The sequence below is a fragment of the Streptomyces chumphonensis genome, from assembly GCF_014779715.1.
In the GTDB taxonomy this organism is placed as follows: domain Bacteria; phylum Actinomycetota; class Actinomycetes; order Streptomycetales; family Streptomycetaceae; genus Streptomyces; species Streptomyces chumphonensis.
The window spans coordinates 182,043-204,060 of record NZ_JACXYU010000009.1; the positions used below are offsets into that span (position 1 = coordinate 182,043).

A 22,018-nucleotide genomic window follows, 5' to 3' on the forward strand; every position below is an offset into this window, starting at 1 on the left:
ACTCACCCCGACCCGACCCCACCCTCGTGACCCGAACGGGTGATGCGGTGCGAACGGGCTGGACAGGCGCGGCGGGAGCGGGCATAGGCTCCGGGCATACACCTCCACACATGCGACGGCCCCCGGCCGGGACGGCAATCCCGATCGAGGGCCTGACCACCGAGGAAGAAACGGACTTCCCGATGGCTGAGCAGCAGCTTAACGCGCCCCCGTGCGCGGATTCCGGCGTTCCACGCCGAGGAGTGACACACGAACGGGCCCGGCACACCGAGTGCTTCACCGTCGTCGGCAACCACCTCGCCCAGCACGGGCAGTTGAGCCTGAAGGCCATCGGCCTCGCGGTGCACATCCAGTCGCTGCCCGAGGGGGCCCGGGTGGACATCAGGACGCTCGCCGCACGCTTCCCGGAGGGCGAGGTCAGCGTCGCGGCGGCGCTCCGGGAGCTGGAGGAGCACGGCTACCTCACGCGGCGGCGTCGACGGCTGCCCAGCGGGCGCATCGTCACGCTCACGACGTGCCACCACCGGCCGGGTCACGTCGGAGCGCCGGGCGTGCGGCGGGTGCGACCGGGACGCGGTGGGCCGGGCCCGAGGGCGGTGGCGGGCCCGGTCGTGGACGTGCGGCCGCCGGATGTCGGCCTCCCGCCGTCCGGCTCCGCGCCGTCCGGCCCCGAGGCCGCGCCCCGGCCGTCCCCGCCCGCGCGGGCGCCCCGGCACCCCGCGCCGCCGCTGCCGGAGCCGAGGCGGCCGGAGCTGGCCCCCTACCGGGCGGCGCGGGACTTCCTCGTCACGCTGCGGCGGCGGGACACGCGGCTGCTGCTGTCCGAGGCGGACGTGGGACGGCTGACCCCGGCCGTGGCGGCCTGGTTCGAGCGCGGTGCGAGCCCGGAGGCGCTGCGGACCACCCTGACCGCGAACCTGCCGGAGCCGCTGACGCGCCCGGCCGGGCTCCTGCGGTACCGGTTGACGGCGCTGCTGCCGCCGGTGCTGCGGGCCGTGGACGATCCGCCGTCCGCGCGTCCCGATCCGCTGCGGAACTGCGACGGCTGCGACCGCGCCTTCCGCGCACCCCGCCCCGGCCGCTGCGCCGACTGCCGCCGGGGGACGGCCTGAACCCGTCCCGTCCCCGCGCCGACGCACCGCTTCCCGGCCGCTCAACGTCCCGCCGGGCGGGGGCCGTTACTGTATGCCTGGCGCCCTCGGGTGCCGCCGTGTGCCGGTCCGGCGCCCGGTACGAGCAGTGCTGAGCAGTGACGTGAAGGGGGCTCCCGGAGTGGCGAGCATCGAAGAAGCCAGGGCGTCGTTCGACCGGTTCGACGCCGACAAGGACGGCCTGGTGACGGCGGAGGAGTACAAGCGCGCCATGGCCGAGATGGGTGACCCCTACGTCACCGTCCCCGTCGCCGAGACGCTCATCGCCCAGCGGGACACCGACGAGGACGGCATGATGTCGTTCGAGGAGTTCTGGAACGCGCTGCGCAAGGAGTGACGCCGACCGGTGCGGGGGCCTCGACGGGTGTGGCGAAACAGTGGTGAAACGGGGGTCCCACTCCTTACGATCACCTTGCAGGACGAAACGTCGTCGTTTCCGGCCCAGCCGGCCCAGCCAGGAGGCCCCCATGCACCGCCGTCGGTCCGCACTCTCCCTCTCCGCCGCAGCTCTGCTGCTGGGTGGTGTGCCCCTGCTGGCGGGCTGTGGCAGTGAGGCGCATCCGGGGGCCGCGGCCCTGGTGGACGGCGACCGGATCGAGGTCTCCTCGGTGCAGGCGCGTGCCGAGGCCGTCCGGGACGCGCAGCGGGCGGTTCCGAACGGTGAGCGGCTTCTGGAGCAGACGGGCCCGCTGCCCCGGTACACGCTGAACTACATGCTGCGGGAACGCGTCGTGGAGGAGACCGCCGCCAACCTGGGGGTGGACGACCTCACCCGGCGTGAGGTGCAGAAGTTCCGCACCGAGCAGGAGAACGCGCGGGGCGGCCCGGAGGCGTACGAGGCGTTCATGCTCCAGCAGACGGTCGCGCCCGACCAGATCGACACCGTCCTGCGGATGCAGCTGCTGATCGACCGGATCGCGCAGAAGCTGGGCGTGGGGCCGCAGACGCCGAACGCGGACGAGGTGCTGAACGCCGAGTTCGTCGAGACGGCTCAGGCGCTCGACATCGACGTCAACCCGCGCTACGGCGAGTGGAACGTCGAGATGGTGTCGCTGACCGGGGGCACGGAGCCGTGGATCAAGCCCGCGCCGGTGCCGCAGGAACCGGCCTGACCGGTGGCGTCGGCCGCGCGTTAGATTCGACGGGTGACGACCTCCCCCGAACAGCCCACCTCCGCTTCCGGCCCCTCCGCTTCCGACGCGCCCGGCTCCGACGGCACCGGGCGCGTCGTGCTGCTCACCACGAGCCACCGGGTGGCGCCCGGACTGCTGTCCTGGCCCGCCTGGCAGGCGCTGCGCGGCGCCGACCGCGTGCTGTGCGCGGACGCCGGGCACCCGCAGCTGCCCTACCTGCGGGAGGCGGGCGTCGGCGTGGAGGTCGCCGCGCCCTCGGCGCGTGAGCTGGTCACCTGGTGTGCGGGCGGTCGCAGCGTGGTGGTCGTCGCCGGAGCCGAGGGCGAGCCGGAGCTCACGGACGGGCTGGCCCGGCTGGCGGGCGGCGGCGGGGAGCCGATGCCGGACCTGGAGCTGCTGCCGGGCTCCTACGACCTGCCCGGCGCGCGGCTGCTGGACGTCGTCGAGGTCATGGACCGCATCCGCCGGGTGTGCCCGTGGACGGGCCCGCGCACCCACGAGGACCTGGTGAAGTACGGCCTGGAGGAGGCGTACGAGCTGGTCGAGGCGATCGAGGCGGGGGACCGCGCGGAGCTGCGCGAGGAGCTGGGCGACGTCCTGCTCCAGGTGGTCTTCCACGCCCGCATCGCCGAGGACGACCCGGACGAGCCGTTCTCCGTGGACGACGTGGCCGCCGGGATCGTCACCAAGCTCGTGCACCGGCACCCGCACGTCTTCGGTGACGAGACGGCCGAGACGCCGGAGGACGTCAAGGCGCACTGGCTGCGGACGAAGGCCGTCGAGAAGCGGCGGACGTCGGTGACGGAGGGCGTGCCGCTGGGGCAGCCCGCGCTGGCGCTGGCGGCGAAGCTCGCGGGGCGGGCCCGGACGGCGGGGCTGGAGGTCCGGGCCGAGGGCGAGGGCGTCGGGTACGAGCTGCTGGCGCTGGCCACCCGGGCCGAGGCGGAGGGCGTGGACCCGGAGACGGCGCTGCGGGTGGCGGCGCGCGCCTACCGGGACGCCGTGCTGGCCGAGGAGCGCCGCCGCGCGGGCGAGGGCGCCGGGACGGATTCCGGGGACGCGGGGGCGTGAGCCCGTCGGCGGGGTGGACACCGCCCGCGTAAGCCCGGCCCCGCTGGGTACCCGGCGCGCATGAACGAGACGTTTGCGACGCGCCTGGGCGAGACGATGGCGGCGGACGACCATCTGGTGGGGCTGGCTCCGCTGGGCTTCGGGATCATCATCGTCGTGCTGTTGATCCTCACCGTGACGCTGGGTGTCCACAAGGTCCGCCGCAGCGTCGGACGGTCCCAGCCGCCGATCCAGCACCCGGGCCGCCGGGACGCCACGGGGCACGGCGCCGAGGTCACCGGCGCCTCGGGGCACGAGCGGGAGCTGCGGGAGCCGGACGAGCTGCCGCGCGACGGTCGGCGCCGGATGCCGTACGAGATCGGCAACCACGGCACCCACCGGGGCCGGACGGACGGGCGGCGGCGCTGGGACTTCGGCAGCCGGGGCGGCGGCACCCCGAAGTGAGCCGCGCGGGTCACCAGTGGGCGGCGCCCGCGAAGGAGGTGGGGCCGGGATCGAAGCCGAGGTCCCGCCGTGCCGCGCCGAGGTCGAGGGTCCGTTCGACGGCGAGGTGGCTGAGGGCGTAGCGGGTCAGCCGGGGCGGGTGCGGGCGGCGCAGCAGCCGCCAGGCGGTCTCGGCGGCGGTCGCGGCGGGCCCGGCCAGGGTGAGCGGCACGGGCAGCACCCGCACGGTCCGGCCCCGCTCGGCGAGGAGCGCGGCCAGCGCGTCGCCGACGGGGACGGGCGCGGCGTCGGCGACGTTGTAGGTGCCGGGCGGGGCGGCGGGGTCGCAGGCGAGCAGGACGGCCGCCGTGAGGTGGTCGATGTGGGTGAGGGACTGGGCGGCGCGCCCGTCGCCGGGCAGCAGGAGCACGCCGCCCCGGACGGCGTCGAGCACGCGGGGCAGGAGCGTGCGGTCGCCCGGCCCGTAGACGGCGTGCGGGCGCAGGACGACGGTGTCGGGCCGGTCGGCGAGCGCGCGTTCGGCGGCGGCCTTGGAGGCCGCGTAGGGCGTCAGGTAGCGGCGCACGGGTGCCTGTTCCTCCCGCCCCCGGACGGTCGGCCGGAAGGGGTCGTAGACGCTGGCGGTCGAGACGTGCACCAGTCGGGTGCCGCGGAAGGCGTCCGCGACGTGGCGGGTCCCGTCGAGGTTCGCCCGCCAGACGGGCTCCGGTGGCCCCCAGTCGGCCACCGCCGCCGCCGCGTGCACGACGGCGTCCACGGCGGGCAGGCCCGGTGGCGCGGGCCGCGTCAGGTCCCAGTCGGCGCGGGTGAGCGGGTGGACGCTCCAGCCCGCCGCCCGCGCGGCGCGGCACACGGCCGCGCCGACGAAGCCCCCGGCCCCGGTCACCGCGATCTTCATGCGGTCTCCTGTTCTTCGACGTGTTCCCGGCGGCGTCCCCTGGCGTGTCCCTCGGCGTGTCCCTCGGTCAGGAGGGCGCGGAGGGCGGCGCGGTCGGGCTTGCGGCCGCGTCCGGCGACGGGGACGTGGTCGAGCACGCGCACGTCGTCGGGCAGGGCGGCGGCGTCCACGACACCGGGCAGGGCCGAGCGCACGGCGGCCCGCAGCGCCGCCCGGCCGCCGGGGGGCGGCGCGGGGCCGGGGGTGACGACGAGCACGACGCGCTCGTCGCCGTCCGCGCCGGGCACCCCGACGAGGGCGGCCTCCCGCACGCCGGGCAGCGCCGCGAGCGCCGGTTCGTACAGGCCGGGGTAGATGTTGGTGCGGCCTCGGATGATCATGTCCTTCCTGCGGCCCTCCAGGACGAGTCGGCCGTCGTCCTCCAGCCGCGCGAGGTCGCCGGTGGCCACCTCCGTCAGCGGCGGTTCGCCCAGGTAGCCCCGGCAGAGGTTGGGGCCGGACAGGTGCAGCTCGCCGTCGTCGGCGACGCGGGCGCGCACGCCGGGCACGGGTTCGCCGAGGAGGTCGCCGCTGCCGGTGTGGGCCAGCTTCTGCCGGCCGGTGGCGATGGCGGCCGGCACGATCTCCGTCATGCCGTAGACGACGAGCGCCTCGACGTCGGGCAGCACCTCGGCGGCCCGGCGCAGCAGGCCGGGCGGCACGGGCGCGCCGCCGAGGACGAGGTGCCGCAGCGAGGAGGGCATCCGCACGCTGCCGTCGGCGACCGCCGCGAGGACCCGGGGCAGGTCGGCGGGGACGCAGAAGGCGTGGGTGGCCCCGGCCAGTCCGGCCGCGAAGCGGGCCGGGTCGACGGCCGGGGCGAGGCCGTGGGGCGGCATGGTCCAGTGCGCGCCCGCCACCAGCGCCGGGACGCCGATCATCAGCTGGTCGGTGTGGACGGTGGCGTGCTCGCCCAGGCGCAGCAGGTGCGGGCATCCGGCGAGCCCGGCGCCCAGCGACCCCCGGGTGTGGAGGACGGCCTTGGGGGCGGCCGTCGTGCCGGAGGTGAAGACGACCAGGGCCTCCTGGTCGGGGCGCGGCGCGGGTTCCCCTCCGGTGGCCGCCCCGGCGGCCAGGGCCCGCGCGGACAGCGCGCCGCGCGGGACGCCCGGCAGCCGGCGCCCGGCGCGGATGTGGCGCAGTCCGAGGGCGCCGTAGTCGGGCAGGAGCAGCCCGCGCCGCCGGGCGAGTGGGCGTCCGAGGCGGGAGGAGGCGGCGTACAGCAGGGACTCGGCGGCGGCCCAGCGGGGGGCCGCGAGGGCGAAGCGGGCGGCGAACACCTCGGGGGCGACGCCCGGGTCGGCGAAGACGACGGTGCCGCCGGCGGCGATGATGCCGAGGGCCAGGACGACGGCGCTCGGGCCGGGCCGGACGGAGAACAGCACCCGGTCGCCGTCGGCGAGTCCGGCCGACCGCAGGCCGGCGGCGGTCGCCAGGACGGCGCGGCGCAGCTCGGCGTGGGTGAGGGTGCGGCCGTCGGGCCCGGTCAGCGCGGGCCGGGTGCCGTGCTCCCGTGCCGCGTCGAGCAGGGCGGTCAGCAGGTCGGGCCGCCCGGGGGCGTCGGGGTGGGCGCCGGGGTGGGCGTCGGTCGGGGGGCTCACGCGGACCTCCGCAGGGTCAGCCGGGCGTAGCCGGGGATGAGGACGCGCCGGGCGATGCGGCGGTCGGTCACCCGGACCGGTCCGGCCGCGAGGACGGCCGCGAGCACCGAGCGGATCTGCTCCATGGCGAGGGGCATGCCCAGGCAGAAGTGCGGTCCGGCGCCGAACCACAGGCGTCGCAGCTCCGGCGGCATCGGGCGGTCGGGGTCGAACGGACCGTGGGCGCGGGCGCACTGGAGGGTGAAGACGACGACGCGGTCGCCGGGGGAGAGGGGCGTCCCGCCGAGCGTCGCGGGGGCGGCGACGCTGCGCAGCATCACCGGCGAGGGCACCGTCACGCGCAGGGCCTCCTCCACGACGGCGTCGGTGCCGCCGGGGTCGGCGCGCAGCCGGTCCAGCCGGCCGGAGTCGTGGCACAGGGCGACCAGGCGGGGCAGGAAGGAGACGAGGGTCTCGGTGCCGGTGAGCACGAAGGCGCCGACCGCGCCGCGCGTCTCCTCCGCGCTGAGGCCGAGCGCCCGCATGCGTCCGGGGACGGTGGTCTCGTCGCCGTGGCGGTGGGCGTCGGTGGCGGCGGCCGTCAGCCGTCCGAGGACGGCGCGGGCGGTCCGCACCTGGCGCGGGGTCAGCGACGAGCGCCACAGCCGGACCAGGGAGGTGACGGCCGAAGCCTCGGCGAAGGCGGTGCTGAAACGTTTCGGGTCCGGTGGCAGCCCGACCAGTTCGCAGATCGCCGCGCCCGCGCACCGCTGCACGGCGGCGACGAGGTCGACGTCCTCCCCGGCCGCGAGGGCGGACGTCAGCTCCGCGAGCGGCTCGCGCAGGACGCGCTCGCACAGCGCGGCGACGTAGCCGGGTGTGAACAGCCCGCCCAGCCGGCGGCGCAGCGCGGCGTGGGCGGCGCCCTCCATGTTGAGCAGCACCGACGGGCCGAGGATCGGCGTCCACAGGTCGGACGGCGAGCCGGGGCCGGTCTTGGTGAAGCGCGCGGTGTCGGTGAGGACGTCGCGGGCGAGCGCGGCGTCGGAGACGACCACGCCCACCCGGGGCACCCGGACGACGGGCCCGCGTGCGCTGACGGCGCGCAGCAGCCGGTAGGCGACGGGGTGCGCGGTGGTCTGGACGCGCTCCTCCCAGCGGTCGGCCTCGCCGCCGGGGCGGGCCCGGTGGCGCGGGTGTGCGGTGCTCATCGGATGTCCACCACCTCGGGCCGGTACCGGTGGTCGGCGTACCAGCCGAGGGTGCGGCGCAGCCCCCAGGCCCGCACCCGCCGGGCCGAGCCGGCGACGCGCACGTCGCGGCGCAGGCCGTAGGCCGTGGTGAGCGTGCGCACGGAGTTGACCAGGGCGCGGTCCTCGTGGACGTCCTCGATGGCCGTGCGGGGGAAGCCGCCGGCGCGCTGGTAGAGGTCGGCCTCGACGGCCATGTTGCAGCCCGGCGTCATCACGTAGGGGCCCAGGTAGCGGGGGTCGCGGTTGCCGGGGCGCAGCGTGCCGAAGAACGCCGCCGCCTCCGTCGCCCCGACCAGGACGGCCCGGCGCCACCGGGCGAGCGGGAACTCGTCGGTGCGCGGGCGCAGTCGTCCGGCCACCAGCAGCAGCCCGGCGTCGAAGGCGGCACGGACGCGGGCCGTCCAGTCGGGCGCGGGGAGGCAGTCGGCGTCGGTCCTGGCCAGGTGGGTGGCGCCGTGGGCGATGGCGTACCGCATGCCGGTGTCGGCGGCGGCGCCCGTGCCCTTGCGCGGCTCGTGGACGATGTGCAGGTCGCCGGGGAAGCCGAAGCCCCGCACGACGTCGGCGGTCCCGTCCGTGGACGCGTTGTCGACGACGACCAGGGAGAAGTCGGTGTCGGTCTGCGCGGCCAGGGCGCGCAGCGTCGGTGTGATGCCGGCCGCCTCGTTGTAGGCGGGTACGACGACCCAGAGCCTCACAGCCGCACGACCCCCATCCCCAGGCTTATGCCGCCGGCGAGCCCGACGAGTCCGACGAGGTCGCCGGGGCCGCAGCGGCCGGTGTCCAGCGCCCTGCGGAGCTGGAACGGCAGGCTGGCCGCCGCCGTGTTGCCGTGCTCGGCGACGGTGACGACCAGCCGGTCGGCGGGCAGCCCGAGCCGCTCCCGGAAGGACTCCAGATACGGCAGGGAGACCTGGTGGACGCAGATGACGGCCAGGTCGTCCCAGGTGAGGGCGAGCCGCGTCAGCGTGTCGTCGAGCACCTTCAGGCCCAGCGTCTCGAAGGCGCGGCGCAGTCCGGTGCCGTCGAGGCGGAAGTAGGTGTGCTCGTCGCCGCGCGGGTGCGCGGAGCCGCCCCCGGGGAGCGTGCCCACGTGCCAGGCGGAGGAGTCGGCGGTGCCGCCGAAGCCCAGCAGGCCGGGGTGCGGGGAGCGTTCGACCAGCAGGGCCGCGCCCGCGTCGGAGAGCGTGTAGCCGGGGATCGCGGCGAGGAAGGAGCGCAGGTCGGGCACGGACCAGCGGGCGGCCCGTGAGGGCGACTCGCCGCAGCTGACGAGGACGCGCCGGTAGCCGCCGCCCGCGACGAGCGCGCCGGCCACCTCCAGCGCGTTGAGGACGCTGTTGCAGGCGTTCTTGATGTCGAAGGAGGGGCAGCGCAGGTCCAGGCGGTCCGCGACCATGTGCGCCGTGGCCGGTTCCACCATGTCCTGGCTGGCGGCGGCGAAGACGTGCAGGTCCACGTCGTGGGGATCGGTGCCGGTCTCGGCGAGCAGCTTGCGCGCGGCGGCGGCGGCCAGGTCGGACGCCTGCCAGGCGTCGGGCATGACGTGGAGGCGTTCGACCCCGGTCAGCCGGCGCACGATGCCGGGTGGGGGGCGGAAGCCCGCGCTGCGCTCCGCGACGCGGTGTTCGGCGTCGCGGGTGGTGAGCCGGCTCTCCGGAAGGTGGACGGCCACCCCGGCGAGCCGGGCGTGCTGAGGTGCCACGGTGTTCGACTGTCCTTCCGGCCGGTGTCACGGTCGCCGCGTGGAACGGGACGACCCGGCGACGACTCCTACGACGCTCCATGATCCGGCACGGTTCTCCCCCGGCCGCGTCCGCCTCCGGAATCACTTATTCCGCTTCTCTGCGGAACGGCTTGGGTCCAACGGGTGGTCCGTGCCCGCCCCCGGGCATGTCCGCCGCGTCAAGCGCTCTCCCTTCTGTTGGCTGCCGGGGGGCGCCCGGACCGACGGCGCCGCACCGGTGCGAGGAGGACGACGGTCAGTGGCAGGGGACGGGGCCGCCGTGGCGGTGGCGTGGGGAACGCGCCCCGAGGCGGTGAAGCTGGCGGGCGTGATCCGCGGGCTCGGACGCGACGCCCTGGTGGTGCACACCGGGCAGCACTACGACGACGCGCTGGCCGACGGCGTCCTGCGGGGGCTGGGGCTGCCGAAGCCGCACGTGCGCCTCGCCCGGCCCGTCCGGGCGGTGCGCGCCCAGCAGATGAGCTCCATGGTCGGCGCGTTGGCCCGGGTGTTCCAGGACGCGCGTCCCGCGCTCGTCGTCGTCCAGGGGGACACGGACTCCGCCTGTGCGGCGGCGCAGGCGGCCCACTACCTCGGGATCGGCGTCCTGCACGTGGAGGCGGGGCTGCGCTCCCACGACCGGGCCATGCCGGAGGAGATCAACCGCCGGGTCATCGGCGTGCTGGCGGACGTGCACTGCGTCCCGACGGCGGGGGCCGCCGCGTACCTGCGGGCCGAGGGGGTGGCGGCGGACCGCATCCACCTCACGGGCAACACCGTCGTCGAGGCGGTCACCGCGTCCCTGCCCGCCCCGGCCGTCCGCGCCGCGGTGCTGCGGCGGCACGGTCTCACCCCGGGCGGCTACGTCCTCGCCACCGTGCACCGGCCCGAGAACACCGACAGCGCGGCCCGACTCGGCACGCTGCTGGGCGAACTGGCGGAGCTGGGACCGCCCGTCGTGCTCCCCCTCCACCCCCGAACCCGGGAGCGGGCCCGGCGGTTCGGGCTGCTGGACCGGCTGGAGCGGCTGCGGGCGATCGAGCCCGTCGACCATGCCACGTTCCTCGCGCTGGCGGACGGGTCGCGGCTGCTCGTCTCGGACTCCGGCGGCGTGCAGGAGGAGTGCACGGTCCTGAAGAAGCCGCTGATCGTGGTCCGCACCAGCACCGAGCGCCCCGAGGCCATGGAGAGCGGCTTCGCCGTGCTCGTCGCCCCCGGGCCGGGCCTCGGCCGTTCCGCGCGGGCGGCGCTCGCGGACACCGGTCTCGCGGCCCGGCTGGCCGCGACGCCCTCCCCGTTCGGGGACGGCTCGGCCAGCGAGCGGATCGTCGCGCTCGTCCGCCGCCTCGTCGCGGCGGACGGGCCCCCCGGGGAACGGCCGGACGGAGGCCGGGCGCCCGCCCGGCCCGCCGCCGTCCCCGCCACGTCCTCCGGCGCCGCCCCGGTGCCGGCCGCATCCCCTCACCCCGGAGGTCATCCGTGTATCGACCGTCCCACGCCGGAGGTGCCGCAGCAGTCGGCACCCTCGCCGCCGCAGGAGGAACCGGCGCCCTGCTCCCCCTCGTCCCGCTGATCGCCCTGCTCCTGGCCGTGGGCGTCGCCTGGACCGTCCTGACGGTGCGTCACCGCTCCGCCGACGTCTGACCCGTCCCGTACGCCACCGACCCACTCCGCCCGTCGGCGGCCGAACCGCACCGGCCGCCGACCACCCGAAGGACCCCTCAGATGGGCGCTTCCCCCAGCGTTGTCCTCACCGCCACGATGGCCCTCTTCTTCCTGCTCGCCGTGGTGTCCGTCTGCTACCTGGCCGCCCTCGTCGTGCCGTTCCTGCGCACCGCGCCCCGGGAGCCCGGCGAGGCCGACCGCCTCACGTGGCACATCCTCGTGCCCTGCCTGAACGAAGCGGCGGTGATCGGGGACACGCTCGACCGGCTGCGCGGCACCTTCCCACTCGCCCACGTCTGGGTCGTCGACGACGCCTCCGACGACGCCACCGCCGCTCTCGTCACCCGGCGCCGGGAGGGCGACCCGCGCGTGCACCTGGTCTCCCGGCGGCTGCCGCACGCGCGCAACGGCAAGGGCGACGCGCTCAACGCCGCCTACCGCGCCGTGGTCGCCCAGCTCCCCGAGGCCACGGCGCCCGCCGACGTCGTGATCGGGGTCCTGGACGCCGACGGGGTGCTCGCACCGGACTGCCTGGACGTGGTCGCCTCCCCCCACCTCCTCGGCGACCGCGCCGTGGACGCGGTCCAGGTCGAGGTCCGCATGCGCGACCGGGACCGGCGGCGGCCCCTGCCCGACGCGGGCCGGGTCCGGAACCTGGTCGCCCGCACCCTGGTGCGGATGCAGGACATCGAGTTCCGCGCGGTGGTCCCCGCCGTCCAGACCGGGCGGTCCGCCACCCGGACCGTCTCCCTGGGCGGCAACGGCCAGTTCGTGCGGCTCGACGCGCTCATGGCGCTGCACGGGCCCGAGCGGGGCGGCCCCTGGCGGGGCTCCCTGCTGGAGGACTACGAACTCGGCCTCCACCTGGCCCTCGCGGGGCGGACCACGGCCTTCACCCGGGACACCTGGGTCGAACAGGAGGCGCTGTGGGACGCGCGCCGCCTCCTGACCCAGCGCACCCGCTGGAGCCAGGGCACCATGCAGTGCACACGCCACCTGCCCGCCGTGTGGCGCTCGCGCCGCCTCGCGCCGGCGGCCGTGGCCGAGATCAGCTACTCGCTGCTCCAGCCGTGGTTCCAGCTGTGTGTCAGCGCCGTCTGCCCCCTGCTCCTGCTCCTCGCCCTCGGCCACGCCGTCGGCGGCGCCGGGGAGGCCGCGTCCTCCCCCTCGGCGACGCGCTGGGTGCCCGTGCTCGGCTTCCTGCTCCTCGCGCTCGTCCAGTTCGGGGTCTGGGGGCCGCTGTACCGGGCGAAGTGCGAGCCCGGGGCCTCGTGGTGGCGCAGCGCGGGCTGGGGCCTCGCGTACGCCGTCTACGTCGGGTGCTACGCACCGGTGACGTGGCGCGCCCTGGCCCGGCACGTCAAGGGACGCACCGCGTGGGCCAAGACCCGCCGCAACGTCGAGGCCCCCGCCCGCTGACCGTCACCGGCGCGCCCCGCCCGCCGGCGCCTCCTCCCCGGCCACCGGCTCCCGCCCCCCCGTCCACCGGGCGGCCCGGTGTCGCGTCGTCCGCCTCCGGGCCGATCCGGCCGCCCCGGCCGCCGGGGGCGCAGGCGACGGTGGCCGCGCACAGCACCAGGGTGAGTCCGGCGGCGCACAGGGCGAACACCAGGTGCTTGGTGTTCTCGATCGCCTCCCCGTAGACGGCGGTCAGGAACTGCGTCCACGTCAGCGCCGCCGCGCACAGCACCGCGGCCACCCAGGCCCGTCGCCGGGGGTCGCTCGTGCGCCGCCACCACGGCACGGCCGTCACGCCGAGCACCGTGACGAGGCCCAGCGTCAGACCCCCGCCGAGATCGCGCACGAGCAGCCCGAACAGCGCCAGCCGACTCTCCCGCTCACCCGGGGGCAGCCCGGCGTCCACCGGGTAGGAGCCCAGGTAGTCGGGGGTGACGGCGGCGAAGTCGTCCAGCGCGCCCACCGCGATGCGGGCCGTCACGTCCGGGTGGGTCACCAGGAAGGCGCCGATGACGGGGTAGGTCATCCGGTGCTCGTACGCCTCCCAGCGCGGATCGCCGTGCGGCGGCTCCTCGGCCCACCAGCTGCGCCCGGCGTACCGGGCGAAGTCCGCCGGGAGCCCCAGGTCGACGGCGGCGGCCCGGGGGTCGGAGCTGTGGGGGAGCAGCCCGACGAAGGCCGTCTCCGTGGGGTTGATCCGGCGGTACTCGGCCGGCTGCGCGGTGATCTCGGCGACCGCCGCGCCGCAGACGAGCGCCGCGGCCACCAGCGGGGCCGTCCGGCTCCGCCACCCGGCGCTCCACCGCCCCACCGGGACCCGCGCCAGGCACAGCAGGACGACGAAGGCCACCGCCATCGTCGCCGTCTGGGTCTTGGCGGTCACGGCCAGGACCGCGCCCGCCGTGCAGGCGAGCAGGCCCCACCGGCGGGCGCGCGGCGAGCCGCCCAGGTGCACCGCGCCCGCGAGCGCCCACAGCATGCCCGTCAACCCGGCCAACTCGCCGTAGGGGGAGGCCGCGTACCCGGCGAACGCGCTGTCCCCGACCACGACGAACAGGGCCGAGCACACCAGGGCCCTGCGCACGCGGCCACCGCGCAGCGCCGCCGCGAACACCGCGAAGGCGCCGGCCGTCAGCAGGCAGAACAGCACCGCCAGCGCCCGCAGGTCGAAGACACCGGGCAGCCCGAGGAGGCCGTCGAGCGGCTGCGCCGCCCGCAGCAGCCAGGTGCCGCTGCTGCGGTAGACCTGATCGGGGTCGCAGCCGTCCTTCGGCGCGTGCGTGTACGTGAAGTGGGCGAACTCCAGCCACTGGGGCACCCCGGGCGGGACCTGCGTCACCAGGTCGAGGGAGCACATCCGGCGGAAGCCGTCACCGTTGTCGGCCAGACCGACGGGGGAGGGCACGAACAGCCGCACCGCCATCAGGACACCCGCCGCGATCCCGGCGCACAGCGGGAACCGGAGGGGGGAATGGAGCATGGATTTCCGGATGGTGCCGTTCATGGGGCCACTTCAGCGCTCGGCACCCGTCCCGGCAAGCAGGACACCCCGCAACCCCTCGACGTCGTCGCCGACGGACGTCCGCGCGCCGGGGGCCGACGTCCCCGGCGCGCGGGCCGGGATAGCGTCCTCGGGTGGACGTGAACGACCGCCCCCCGATGCCCGACCTCTTCACCTGGGAGTTCGCCGCCGACCCCTACCCGGCCTACGCCTGGCTGCGCGAGCACGCGCCGGTGTACCGGGCGGAACTGCCCAGCGGCGTCTCCGCCTGGCTGGTGACGCGCTACGACGACGCCCGCCAGGCCCTCGCCGACACCCGCCTCAGCAAGAACCCGAGCGCCCACAGCGAGCGGGCGCACGGCAAGGGCAAGGTGGGCATCCCCGGCGAGCGCGGCGCCAACCTCATGACCCACCTGCTCAGCATCGACCCGCCCGACCACACCCGGCTGCGCCGGCTCGTCGCCCGTGCCTTCACCCCGCGCCGCGTGGCCGCCTTCGCCCCACGCGTGCAGGAGCTGACGGACGACCTCATCGACGGCTTCGCGGCGCGCGGCAGCGCCGACCTCATCCACGAGTTCGCCTTCCCGCTGCCCATCTACGCCATCTGCGACCTCCTCGGCGTCCCCGCCGAGGACCAGGACGACTTCCGCGACTGGGCCGGCATGATGCTGCGCCACGGCGGCGGCCCGCGCGGCGGGGTGGGGCGCGCCGTCAAGAAGATGCGCGGCTACCTGGCCGACCTGATCCACCGCAAGCGGGACGACCTGGGGGACGACCTCATCTCCGGGCTGATCCGGGCGAGCGACCACGGTGAGCACCTGACCGAGAACGAGGCCGCCGCCATGGCGTTCATCCTCCTCTTCGCGGGCTTCGAGACGACCGTGAACCTCATCGGCAACGGCACCTACACGCTGCTGCGCCGCCCGGAGGAGCGCCACCGCCTCCAGGCCGCTCTCGCGGCGGGCGACACCGCCCTGCTGGAGACGGGTGTCGAGGAACTCCTGCGCTACGACGGACCGGTGGAGCTGGCCACCTGGCGCTTCGCCACGGAGCCGCTGACCCTGGGCGGGCAGCGCGTCGCGGCGGGCGACCCGGTGCTCGTCGTCCTCGCCGCGGCCGACCGCGACCCGGCGAAGTTCGACCGGCCCGACGTCCTCGACCTCTCCCGCAGCGACAACAACCACCTCGGCTACGGGCACGGCATCCACTACTGTCTGGGTGCGCCCCTCGCCCGCCTGGAGGGGCGGACGGCGCTCGCCACGCTGCTGCGCCGCCTGCCGGACCTGCGACTTGACGCCGATCCGGCCGAACTGCGCTGGCGCGGCGGGCTCATCATGCGCGGGCTGCGCACGCTCCCCGTCGCGTTCACCCCTGAGGCCGCGTCAGAGAGTGAGCCGCCGTGACCGTCGCGTGATATCCGCGACACTGACTTGTGACGGACGGGCGTTCGACGCTACGTTCTGCCGTCAGCCGGCCCCCTTCCGGGCCGTGCCCGCTGTCACTGGGGAGATCACCGCATGCGTTCCGGGACCGGGCGGCACCGCCGCCCCCGTCAGGCTCCTGCCGTCGTCGTCGCCGCGGGGGTGACCGGGGCGGGGATCGCCCTGCCGTTCCTGGCCGCCTCCGGGGCCCAGGCCGCCGACGGCGCGGTGTGGGACCGCGTGGCCGAGTGCGAGAGCGGCGGCGCCTGGAGCGCGAACAACGGCAGCGGCTACTACGGCGGCTTCCAGCTGACGCTCGACACCTGGGCGGAGTACGGCGGCACGGAGCACGCCGACCGCCCCGACCTCGCCAGCCGGGGCCAGCAGATCGCCGTCGCCGAGGCGATCCTCGCCGCCGAGGGCCCCGACGCCTGGCCCGGCTGTGCCGTGACGAGCGGTCTGACCGCGTCCGTCAACGGGGTCGTGGAGGCACCGGGCGTCCCCGGCGACGAGCGGTCCGGCTCCGCCGACGGCGGGAACGGCTCCGGTGACCGGGGCGGCTCCGCGGGCTCGGACGCGTCCGACGGCGCGCGCGGCTCGGACCGTGCGGAGCAGCGGGGCGTGACGCAGACTCCGAACGCCGCGGACGCCGCAGACCCCTCGGACACCGCCGCCGACGACGCCGCCGACCCGCAGCGCCCCGACCCCTCCGACGCCCCGGACGTCGACGCGGCCCCCTCCGCCGACCCCGAGGGGACGGGCGGCCCGGCGACGGACGCCTCCGAGGACCGGGCCGAGCCGGAGGCCTCGCCCTCCGACGAGGCCGCCCTCCCGGACGACGCCGCGTCCGGCGGCGCGGCCGGGGAGGGGCCCGGGCGCCACCGGGGCGCCCCGGACCCGCGCGAGGCGGACCCCGAGGGCACCGGGCGCTCGGACCGGGGCGCCGCGCGGCACGCGGCCCCCGCCGACCGCACCGGCCCGGCCGGTGCCGCCGAGGAGCACCGCGTCGCCCCGGGCGACTCCCTGTCCGGCATCGCCGCCGAGCGCGGGGTGGAGGGCGGCTGGCCCGCGCTGTACGAGGCCAACGCCTCCGTCGTCGGCGCCGACCCGGATCTGATCCTTCCCGGTCAGAGCCTGGAACTCCCGGGCGAGCAGCGCTAGTCGGCCGGCTGTCGAGCGCGGAGCGTCACCCGAACGGACCCAGTGTGACGATCGTCACATTCCCGTTCGGCGTGTTCCCGGTTGCGGCTCCCGTCCATCGATGCGTAGACCTGGGCGGATTCTTCCGATAGGGCGTCAAATCGTCCCATAGGGGCTGATTCCGAGGTGTTTGATCGGATTATTGCGGTGTGCTTACCGTCACATCGCCCGCTACCGCGGGCCCGTTGACCGTCACGCCGAATCCTGCCGACGGACAACGGGAACATCGTCGCGTCCGCGAACCGCCGGCAGGAGCGGGGGAACCAGGCACGTGCCGTGCGAGCGGCTAGGGGTGAAGTCCGGAGCGGGTGGACCGCACCGGGCCGGGCGGCTCACCCGCCCGAACCCGACAGCTCACCCCGTAGGCGTCCGGTGAGGAAGACCGTCCATGCTGTTCACCGAGAAGAGCTCCGAGCGGAGTCGCAACCGCCAGCCCGTCGTCGTCCGCCTCGCCGCCTCGCTCGCCGGTTTCGCCGGCGCCGCCGTCGGCGGTCCGGTCGTCATGGCGGGCAGCGCGCAGGCCGCCTCCGTCGAGACCTGGGAGAAGGTCGCCGAGTGCGAGTCGAGCGGTAACTGGCGCATCAACACCGGAAACGGGTACTACGGCGGACTCCAGTTCGCCCAGTCCAGCTGGGAGGCGGCCGGCGGCCTGCGCTACGCGCCGCGCGCCGACCTGGCCACCAAGGAGCAGCAGATCGCCGTCGCCGAGCGGCTGCTCGACATGCAGGGCCCGGGCGCCTGGGCCTGCGCCGAGGAGGGCGGTCTCACCGCCGGCGCCCCGCCCGCGAACGTCGACCCCGGGGGCTCCACCGCCGGTGCGGACCGTCCCTCGCGTCCGCAGCCCCAGCGGCAGGCGCCCGAGACGGCCCCCCGGGTGCAGCACCAGGAGGAGTCCCAGCACCAGCACCAGGTCCGGCCGCAGCACTCGCAGCAGGCGGGCGACGGCGGCACCTACGTCGTGCGGCCCGGCGACACCCTCGCCGACATCGCCCAGCGGCACGGCACCACCTGGCAGGAGCTCTACGAGCGCAACCGCTCCGTCGTCGGTGGCGACCCGAACCTCATCTTCCCCGGCCAGCGTCTGGCGGTGTGACCGACCGGACGCGCATCCCGAGCCGTCCGGCGGGTACACGCCCCGCGAGCCCCGGTGCGCATCCCCCCCGCGCACCGGGGCGTCGGCCGCTGCGGCCGAACCCGTCCGTACGGCGAGACGTCGGCTTCCCGCACCCTTATCTTCAGTTGTTGAACAAACTGGTGCCACCTCGCTGAGCTGCGCTTTCACCGCCGCACCGCGCGCCGGAGGCGGGCCGAAGGCCCACGCCCGCCCCCGGGACCGTTAGGCTCCTGCCTCAGGAAGACCGACCCACACGAAGGAGACCCTCGTGCCGTCCATCGACGTCGTCGTAGCCCGCGAGATCCTCGACTCGCGAGGCAACCCCACGGTCGAGGTAGAGGTCGGCCTCGACGACAGCAGCACCGGCCGCGCGGCCGTGCCCTCCGGTGCGTCCACCGGCGCCTTCGAGGCACTGGAGCTCCGCGACGGCGACAAGGCCCGCTACGGCGGCAAGGGTGTCGAGAAGGCGGTCCTCGCCGTCATCGAGCAGATCGGCCCCGAGCTCGTGGGCTACGACGCCACCGAGCAGCGCCTCATCGACCAGGCCATGCTCGACCTGGACGCCACCGCCGACAAGTCCTCGCTCGGCGCCAACGCCATCCTCGGTGTCTCCCTCGCCGTCGCGCACGCCGCCTCCGAGGCGTCCGACCTGCCGCTCTTCCGCTACCTCGGCGGCCCGAACGCGCACCTGCTGCCCGTGCCGATGATGAACATCCTCAACGGCGGCTCGCACGCGGACTCCAACGTGGACATCCAGGAGTTCATGATCGCCCCCATCGGCGCGGAGTCCTTCTCCGAGGCGCTGCGCTGGGGCACCGAGGTCTACCACGCCCTCAAGGCGGTCCTGAAGGAGCGCGGCCTGTCCACCGGCCTCGGCGACGAGGGCGGCTTCGCGCCCAACCTCGGCTCCAACCGCGAGGCCCTGGACCTCATCCTGGAGGCAGTCAAGGCCGCCGGCTACACGCCCGGCCGCGACATCGCGCTCGCCCTGGACGTCGCCGCCTCCGAGTTCTACAAGGACGGCGCCTACCAGTTCGAGGGCCAGTCCCGCAGCGCCTCCGACATGACCGCCTACTACGGCGAGCTCGTCGACGCCTACCCGCTGGTCTCCATCGAGGACCCGCTGTTCGAGGACGACTGGGAGGGCTGGCAGACCATCACCGCCCAGCTCGGTGAGAAGGTCCAGCTCGTCGGCGACGACCTGTTCGTCACCAACCCCGAGCGCCTCCAGCGCGGCATCGACGACAAGGCCGGCAACGCCCTCCTGGTGAAGGTCAACCAGATCGGCTCGCTCACCGAGACCCTCGACGCCGTCGAACTGGCCCAGCGCAGCGGCTTCAAGTGCATGATGTCGCACCGCTCCGGCGAGACCGAGGACGTCACCATCGCCGACCTGGCCGTCGCCACCAACTGCGGCCAGATCAAGACCGGCGCCCCGGCCCGCTCCGAGCGCGTCGCCAAGTACAACCAGCTCCTGCGCATCGAGGAGATCCTCGACGACGCCGCCGTCTACGCCGGCCGCAGCGCCTTCCCGCGCTTCAAGGGCTGACCCGCACCGGGACGGACCCGCGGCCGCGTCCCGTTCCCCGGCCACCGCCGGCGGGACGGGACGCGGCCGCTCGCACGCACCATCCGCACGCGACCCTCGGGAGGCGACGTGGCCGCGGAACGGGAACGGTTCTCCACCGCCACCCGGCTCAGGGCCCTGGGCGAGCAGGCCGCCGCGCGGGTCTACCGCGCGCAGAACCGGCGGCTGCGGCACGGTCCGCGGCGCAGCCGGCTCACCGGCCGCGCCGCGCTGCTCGCGCTCGTCCTGTGCTCCCTGGTCGTCGCGCTCGCCTACCCCACGCGCACCTACGTCTCCCAGCGCTCCGACATCGCCGAGGAGCGCCGCAAGCTGAGCGAGACCGAGGAACGCGTCGCGGAGCTGCGCGAGCTGAAGGCCCGCCTCCAGGACCCCGCCTACGTCGAACGACTCGCGCGCGAGCACCTGCACTACGTCCGAGCCGGGGAGACCGGCTACATCGTCCAGGGGAACGCCGACGACGAGGCCGACCGCCGCGAGCGGCAGGAAGCGGACCGCGAGACGGCCGACCGCGCCTGGTACCGCACCTTCTTCGACGGCCTCGACCGCGCCGACCGCCCCTGACCCCGCCGTCTCCCGACCCGCCGCCCCACCCGACCACCCGACCGCCCACGCCGGAAAGACGCGCCGCCCGCCATGGACACTCCGCCGCCCCCGACCGAACCCACGCCGCCCACCGAGGCGGACGTCGCCGCCTTCAAGGCGCAGCTCGGCCGGCCGCCGCGCGGCCTGCGGGCCATCGCCCACCGCTGCCCCTGCGGACAGCCCGACGTCGTCGAGACGGCCCCCCGGCTGGAGGACGGCACCCCCTTCCCGACGACGTACTACCTGACCTGCCCCCGCGCGGCCTCCGCGATCGGCACGCTGGAGGCCGAGGGCGTCATGAAGGAGATGACGGCGCGCCTCGCCACCGACCCCGAGCTGGCCGCCGCCTACCGCGCCGCCCACGAGGACTACCTCGCCCGCCGCGACGCCATCGAGGTCCTGGAGGGCTTCCCCAGCGCGGGCGGCATGCCGGACCGGGTCAAGTGCCTGCACGTCCTGGTCGGCCACTCCCTCGCCGCCGGTCCGGGCGTCAACCCGCTGGGCGACGAGGCCCTGGCCATGCTCCCGGAGTGGTGGCGCAAGGGCTCCTGCGTCCCCGCCGCCCCGGCGGGCGGGACCGGCCCCGCACCCGACTCCGGTTCCGCGTCCGACTCCGAGGGGAGCGACCGATGACCCGCGTCGCCGCCGTCGACTGCGGCACGAACTCCATCCGCCTGCTCGTCGCCGACCTCGACCCCGCCACCGGCGCCTTCACCGAGCTGGACCGCCGCATGCGGGTCGTCCGGCTCGGCCAGGACGTCGACCGCACCGGCCGGCTCGCCCCCGAGGCGTTGGAGCGCACCTTCGCCGCCTGCCGCGAGTACGCCGAGGTCATCCGCTCCCTGGACGCCGCCCGGGTCCGCTTCGTCGCCACCTCGGCCTCCCGCGACGCGGAGAACCGCGACGCCTTCGTGCGCGGCGTCGTCGACATCCTCGGCGTCGAACCCGAGGTCGTCACCGGCGATCAGGAGGCCGCGTTCTCCTTCACCGGCGCCACCAAGGAGCTCACCGGCGCGGGCCTGGACACGCCCTACCTCGTCACCGACATCGGCGGCGGCTCCACCGAACTCGTCGTCGGCACCGACGGGGTGAGCGCGGCCCGCAGCGTCGACATCGGCTGCGTCCGCATGACCGAGCGTCACCTCGTCCGCGACGGCGCCGTCACCGACCCGCCCACGGCCGAGCAGATCGCCGCCATACGGGCCGACGTGGACGCGGCCCTCACCACCGCCGAGAAGACCGTCCCGCTGACCTCCGCCCGCACCCTGGTGGGCCTGGCCGGGTCCGTCACCACGGTCGCCGCCATCGCCCTGGACCTCCCCGCCTACGACCCGGCCGCCACCCACCACGCCCGCGTCTCCCTGGACCGGGTGCGCGAGATCACCGACCGGCTCGTCCACTCCACCCACGCCGAGCGCGCCGCCATCCCCGTCATGCACCCCGGCCGCGTCGACGTCATCGCGGCCGGCGCCGTCATCCTCCAGGCGGTCATGGAGCGCTCCGGCGCCGAGGAGGTCGTCGTCTCCGAACACGACATCCTCGACGGCATCGCCTTCCACACGGCACTCGACGCGCGGTAGGAGGAGGGCGCTACGGATTGCGGTGGACGTCCCGCCGGTCGCCCACCTTGACGACGAGGACGATGAGTTCACCGTCGTTGATCTGGTACGCGACCCTGTGGTTGCCGACGCGGAGCCGGTCGAGCCCCGAGGGGCCGGCCAGCTTCTTGACGTCGGCGTCCTCGCGGTACGGATCGTCGCCCAGAGCGGTCGGTGCGGTCAGGACGCGCATGGCTTCGGGCCGGTCGACGGCCCGGATCTGCCGCTGTGCCGCCGTGGTGAACCGGAACGCGTACGTCACGCGGCGCCTTCACCGCGCTCGCTGAACAGGTCCGCCGGCAGCTCGGCCATGGAGATGGTGGGTTCGCCACCGGCCAGAACCGCTTCCGCTTCGCGGGCCGGCAACACGTCGGCCGCGTCTTCCAAGGCTTGGAAGTCGGCGATCGGCACGACTGCGGCAACCGGAACACCGTTGCGGCGGCTCGCCGAGGTCCGCGCAGTGGTGCCGACCGGCACCGGGTCGCCGTCCGTGTCGCGGGAGTTGTGCGCTGACGCGCGCTCATCCATCACGTTAGTACAACATTCACCTATTTTTGCCGGTCGGGTCTTCCGCTGCTCTGCGGAATGCGTGAGAT

At 75.6% G+C, this 22,018-nt stretch carries 22 protein-coding genes and 1 riboswitch; of the genes, 14 read left to right on the top strand and 8 right to left on the bottom strand.

Going from position 1 to position 22,018, the window contains the following annotated elements:
• Positions 1-242: 242 nt before the first annotated feature.
• From IF129_RS17825 to IF129_RS17845, 5 genes are all read left to right on the top strand, one after another.
• Positions 243-1,112 carry a helix-turn-helix domain-containing protein gene (locus tag IF129_RS17825; protein ID WP_318153809.1) on the top strand — a complete coding sequence of 290 codons (870 nt, stop codon included), beginning with the start codon at positions 243-245 and terminating at the stop codon, positions 1,110-1,112.
• A 160-nt stretch (positions 1,113-1,272) separates the two neighbouring features.
• A complete protein-coding gene (locus tag IF129_RS17830; RefSeq protein WP_191210688.1) occupies positions 1,273-1,488 on the top strand; it encodes an EF-hand domain-containing protein in 216 nt (71 codons plus the stop codon).
• 130 nt (positions 1,489-1,618) lie between these two features.
• Positions 1,619-2,263: a SurA N-terminal domain-containing protein gene (locus tag IF129_RS17835; RefSeq protein ID WP_191210689.1), complete on the top strand. Its 645-nt coding sequence runs from the start codon at positions 1,619-1,621 to the stop codon at positions 2,261-2,263.
• A gap of 33 nt (positions 2,264-2,296) precedes the next feature.
• Positions 2,297-3,355, top strand: coding sequence for a nucleoside triphosphate pyrophosphohydrolase (locus IF129_RS17840; protein WP_191210690.1), 1,059 nt, complete (start codon positions 2,297-2,299; stop codon positions 3,353-3,355).
• A gap of 60 nt (positions 3,356-3,415) precedes the next feature.
• Complete coding sequence (locus IF129_RS17845; protein ID WP_191210691.1) at positions 3,416-3,799, top strand: DUF6479 family protein; 384 nt, start codon at positions 3,416-3,418, stop codon at positions 3,797-3,799.
• A gap of 10 nt (positions 3,800-3,809) precedes the next feature.
• On the opposite strand, the gene IF129_RS26985 is transcribed toward IF129_RS17845, so the two are convergent.
• From IF129_RS26985 to IF129_RS26485, 5 genes are read right to left on the bottom strand one after another with little or no spacing between them, the layout of a single operon-like run.
• Complete coding sequence (locus tag IF129_RS26985; RefSeq protein WP_191210692.1) at positions 3,810-4,697, bottom strand: NAD-dependent epimerase/dehydratase family protein; 888 nt, start codon at positions 4,695-4,697, stop codon at positions 3,810-3,812.
• A complete protein-coding gene (locus IF129_RS17855; protein ID WP_318153810.1) occupies positions 4,694-6,337 on the bottom strand; it encodes a class I adenylate-forming enzyme family protein in 1,644 nt (547 codons plus the stop codon). The genes IF129_RS26985 and IF129_RS17855 overlap by 4 nt, the downstream gene beginning before the upstream one ends.
• Positions 6,334-7,527 carry a cytochrome P450 gene (locus tag IF129_RS17860; RefSeq protein WP_191210693.1) on the bottom strand — a complete coding sequence of 398 codons (1,194 nt, stop codon included), beginning with the start codon at positions 7,525-7,527 and terminating at the stop codon, positions 6,334-6,336. The genes IF129_RS17855 and IF129_RS17860 overlap by 4 nt, the downstream gene beginning before the upstream one ends.
• Positions 7,524-8,267 carry a glycosyltransferase family 2 protein gene (locus IF129_RS26480; RefSeq protein ID WP_318153812.1) on the bottom strand — a complete coding sequence of 248 codons (744 nt, stop codon included), beginning with the start codon at positions 8,265-8,267 and terminating at the stop codon, positions 7,524-7,526. The genes IF129_RS17860 and IF129_RS26480 overlap by 4 nt, the downstream gene beginning before the upstream one ends.
• The gene (locus IF129_RS26485) at positions 8,264-9,274 is read right to left on the bottom strand and encodes a 3-oxoacyl-ACP synthase III family protein (protein ID WP_318153813.1); all 1,011 of its coding nucleotides are present in this window, start codon (positions 9,272-9,274) and stop codon (positions 8,264-8,266) included. Before IF129_RS26485 ends, IF129_RS26480 begins: the two co-directional genes overlap by 4 nt.
• Positions 9,275-9,554: 280 nt before the next feature.
• Between IF129_RS26485 and wecB the strand changes: the two genes are divergently transcribed.
• Together wecB and IF129_RS17875 are read left to right on the top strand one after the other, a co-directional pair.
• On the top strand, positions 9,555-10,868 hold the full coding sequence (gene wecB / locus IF129_RS17870) for a non-hydrolyzing UDP-N-acetylglucosamine 2-epimerase (protein ID WP_318153814.1): 1,314 nt from the start codon (positions 9,555-9,557) through the stop codon (positions 10,866-10,868).
• A gap of 152 nt (positions 10,869-11,020) precedes the next feature.
• Positions 11,021-12,379, top strand: a complete 1,359-nt coding sequence (locus tag IF129_RS17875) for a glycosyltransferase family 2 protein (RefSeq protein ID WP_191210694.1) — start codon at positions 11,021-11,023, stop codon at positions 12,377-12,379.
• On the opposite strand, the gene wsfD is transcribed toward IF129_RS17875, so the two are convergent.
• Positions 12,321-13,898 (bottom strand): glycan biosynthesis hexose transferase WsfD, encoded by a 1,578-nt coding sequence (gene wsfD, locus IF129_RS17880; protein ID WP_191210695.1) that lies wholly within the window; start codon positions 13,896-13,898, stop codon positions 12,321-12,323. The genes IF129_RS17875 and wsfD overlap by 59 nt on opposite strands.
• Positions 13,899-14,077: 179 nt before the next feature.
• Between wsfD and IF129_RS17885 the strand changes: the two genes are divergently transcribed.
• The 7 genes from IF129_RS17885 to IF129_RS17915 all read left to right on the top strand — a co-directional run bounded on the left by IF129_RS17885 (position 14,078) and on the right by IF129_RS17915 (position 21,404).
• Positions 14,078-15,322 (top strand): cytochrome P450 family protein, encoded by a 1,245-nt coding sequence (locus IF129_RS17885; RefSeq protein ID WP_191210759.1) that lies wholly within the window; start codon positions 14,078-14,080, stop codon positions 15,320-15,322.
• Between the two features lie 114 nt (positions 15,323-15,436).
• Positions 15,437-16,501, top strand: a complete 1,065-nt coding sequence (locus tag IF129_RS17890) for a LysM peptidoglycan-binding domain-containing protein (RefSeq protein ID WP_191210696.1) — start codon at positions 15,437-15,439, stop codon at positions 16,499-16,501.
• Positions 16,502-16,757: 256 nt separating this feature from the next.
• A riboswitch (cyclic di-AMP (ydaO/yuaA leader) is annotated at positions 16,758-16,922 on the top strand.
• A 6-nt stretch (positions 16,923-16,928) separates the two neighbouring features.
• Positions 16,929-17,633: a transglycosylase family protein gene (locus tag IF129_RS17895; RefSeq protein ID WP_191210697.1), complete on the top strand. Its 705-nt coding sequence runs from the start codon at positions 16,929-16,931 to the stop codon at positions 17,631-17,633.
• A 289-nt stretch (positions 17,634-17,922) separates the two neighbouring features.
• Entirely contained in the window at positions 17,923-19,203 is a 1,281-nt protein-coding gene (eno, locus tag IF129_RS17900) for a phosphopyruvate hydratase (protein ID WP_191210698.1), read from the top strand.
• 108 nt (positions 19,204-19,311) lie between these two features.
• Complete coding sequence (locus IF129_RS17905) at positions 19,312-19,803, top strand: FtsB family cell division protein (protein ID WP_191210699.1); 492 nt, start codon at positions 19,312-19,314, stop codon at positions 19,801-19,803.
• A 72-nt stretch (positions 19,804-19,875) separates the two neighbouring features.
• Positions 19,876-20,457, top strand: a complete 582-nt coding sequence (locus IF129_RS17910) for a DUF501 domain-containing protein (RefSeq protein ID WP_191210700.1) — start codon at positions 19,876-19,878, stop codon at positions 20,455-20,457.
• Positions 20,454-21,404 (top strand): Ppx/GppA phosphatase family protein, encoded by a 951-nt coding sequence (locus IF129_RS17915; RefSeq protein ID WP_191210701.1) that lies wholly within the window; start codon positions 20,454-20,456, stop codon positions 21,402-21,404. The genes IF129_RS17910 and IF129_RS17915 overlap by 4 nt, the downstream gene beginning before the upstream one ends.
• A gap of 10 nt (positions 21,405-21,414) precedes the next feature.
• On the opposite strand, the gene IF129_RS17920 is transcribed toward IF129_RS17915, so the two are convergent.
• Positions 21,415-21,684, bottom strand: a complete 270-nt coding sequence (locus IF129_RS17920) for a type II toxin-antitoxin system RelE family toxin (protein WP_191210702.1) — start codon at positions 21,682-21,684, stop codon at positions 21,415-21,417.
• A complete protein-coding gene (locus IF129_RS17925; protein WP_191210703.1) occupies positions 21,681-21,950 on the bottom strand; it encodes a hypothetical protein in 270 nt (89 codons plus the stop codon). The genes IF129_RS17920 and IF129_RS17925 overlap by 4 nt, the downstream gene beginning before the upstream one ends.
• Positions 21,951-22,018: the final 68 nt, after the last annotated feature.

Bases quoted from the DNA above. Each gene is read 5' to 3' on its own strand.
- IF129_RS17845 (WP_191210691.1), top strand. From the start codon at position 3,416: ATGAACGAGACGTTTGCGACGCGCCTGGGCGAGACGATGGCGGCGGAC.
- IF129_RS17875 (WP_191210694.1), top strand. From the start codon at position 11,021: ATGGGCGCTTCCCCCAGCGTTGTCCTCACCGCCACGATGGCCCTCTTC.
- IF129_RS17910 (WP_191210700.1), top strand. From the start codon at position 19,876: ATGGACACTCCGCCGCCCCCGACCGAACCCACGCCGCCCACCGAGGCG.
- IF129_RS17890 (WP_191210696.1), top strand. From the start codon at position 15,437: ATGCGTTCCGGGACCGGGCGGCACCGCCGCCCCCGTCAGGCTCCTGCC.
- IF129_RS17895 (WP_191210697.1), top strand. From the start codon at position 16,929: ATGCTGTTCACCGAGAAGAGCTCCGAGCGGAGTCGCAACCGCCAGCCC.
- IF129_RS17925 (WP_191210703.1), bottom strand. From the start codon at position 21,950: ATGGATGAGCGCGCGTCAGCGCACAACTCCCGCGACACGGACGGCGAC.
- IF129_RS17915 (WP_191210701.1), top strand. From the start codon at position 20,454: ATGACCCGCGTCGCCGCCGTCGACTGCGGCACGAACTCCATCCGCCTG.
- IF129_RS17860 (WP_191210693.1), bottom strand. From the start codon at position 7,527: ATGAGCACCGCACACCCGCGCCACCGGGCCCGCCCCGGCGGCGAGGCC.
- IF129_RS26985 (WP_191210692.1), bottom strand. From the start codon at position 4,697: ATGAAGATCGCGGTGACCGGGGCCGGGGGCTTCGTCGGCGCGGCCGTG.
- wsfD (WP_191210695.1), bottom strand. From the start codon at position 13,898: ATGCTCCATTCCCCCCTCCGGTTCCCGCTGTGCGCCGGGATCGCGGCG.
- IF129_RS17885 (WP_191210759.1), top strand. From the start codon at position 14,078: ATGCCCGACCTCTTCACCTGGGAGTTCGCCGCCGACCCCTACCCGGCC.
- IF129_RS17835 (WP_191210689.1), top strand. From the start codon at position 1,619: ATGCACCGCCGTCGGTCCGCACTCTCCCTCTCCGCCGCAGCTCTGCTG.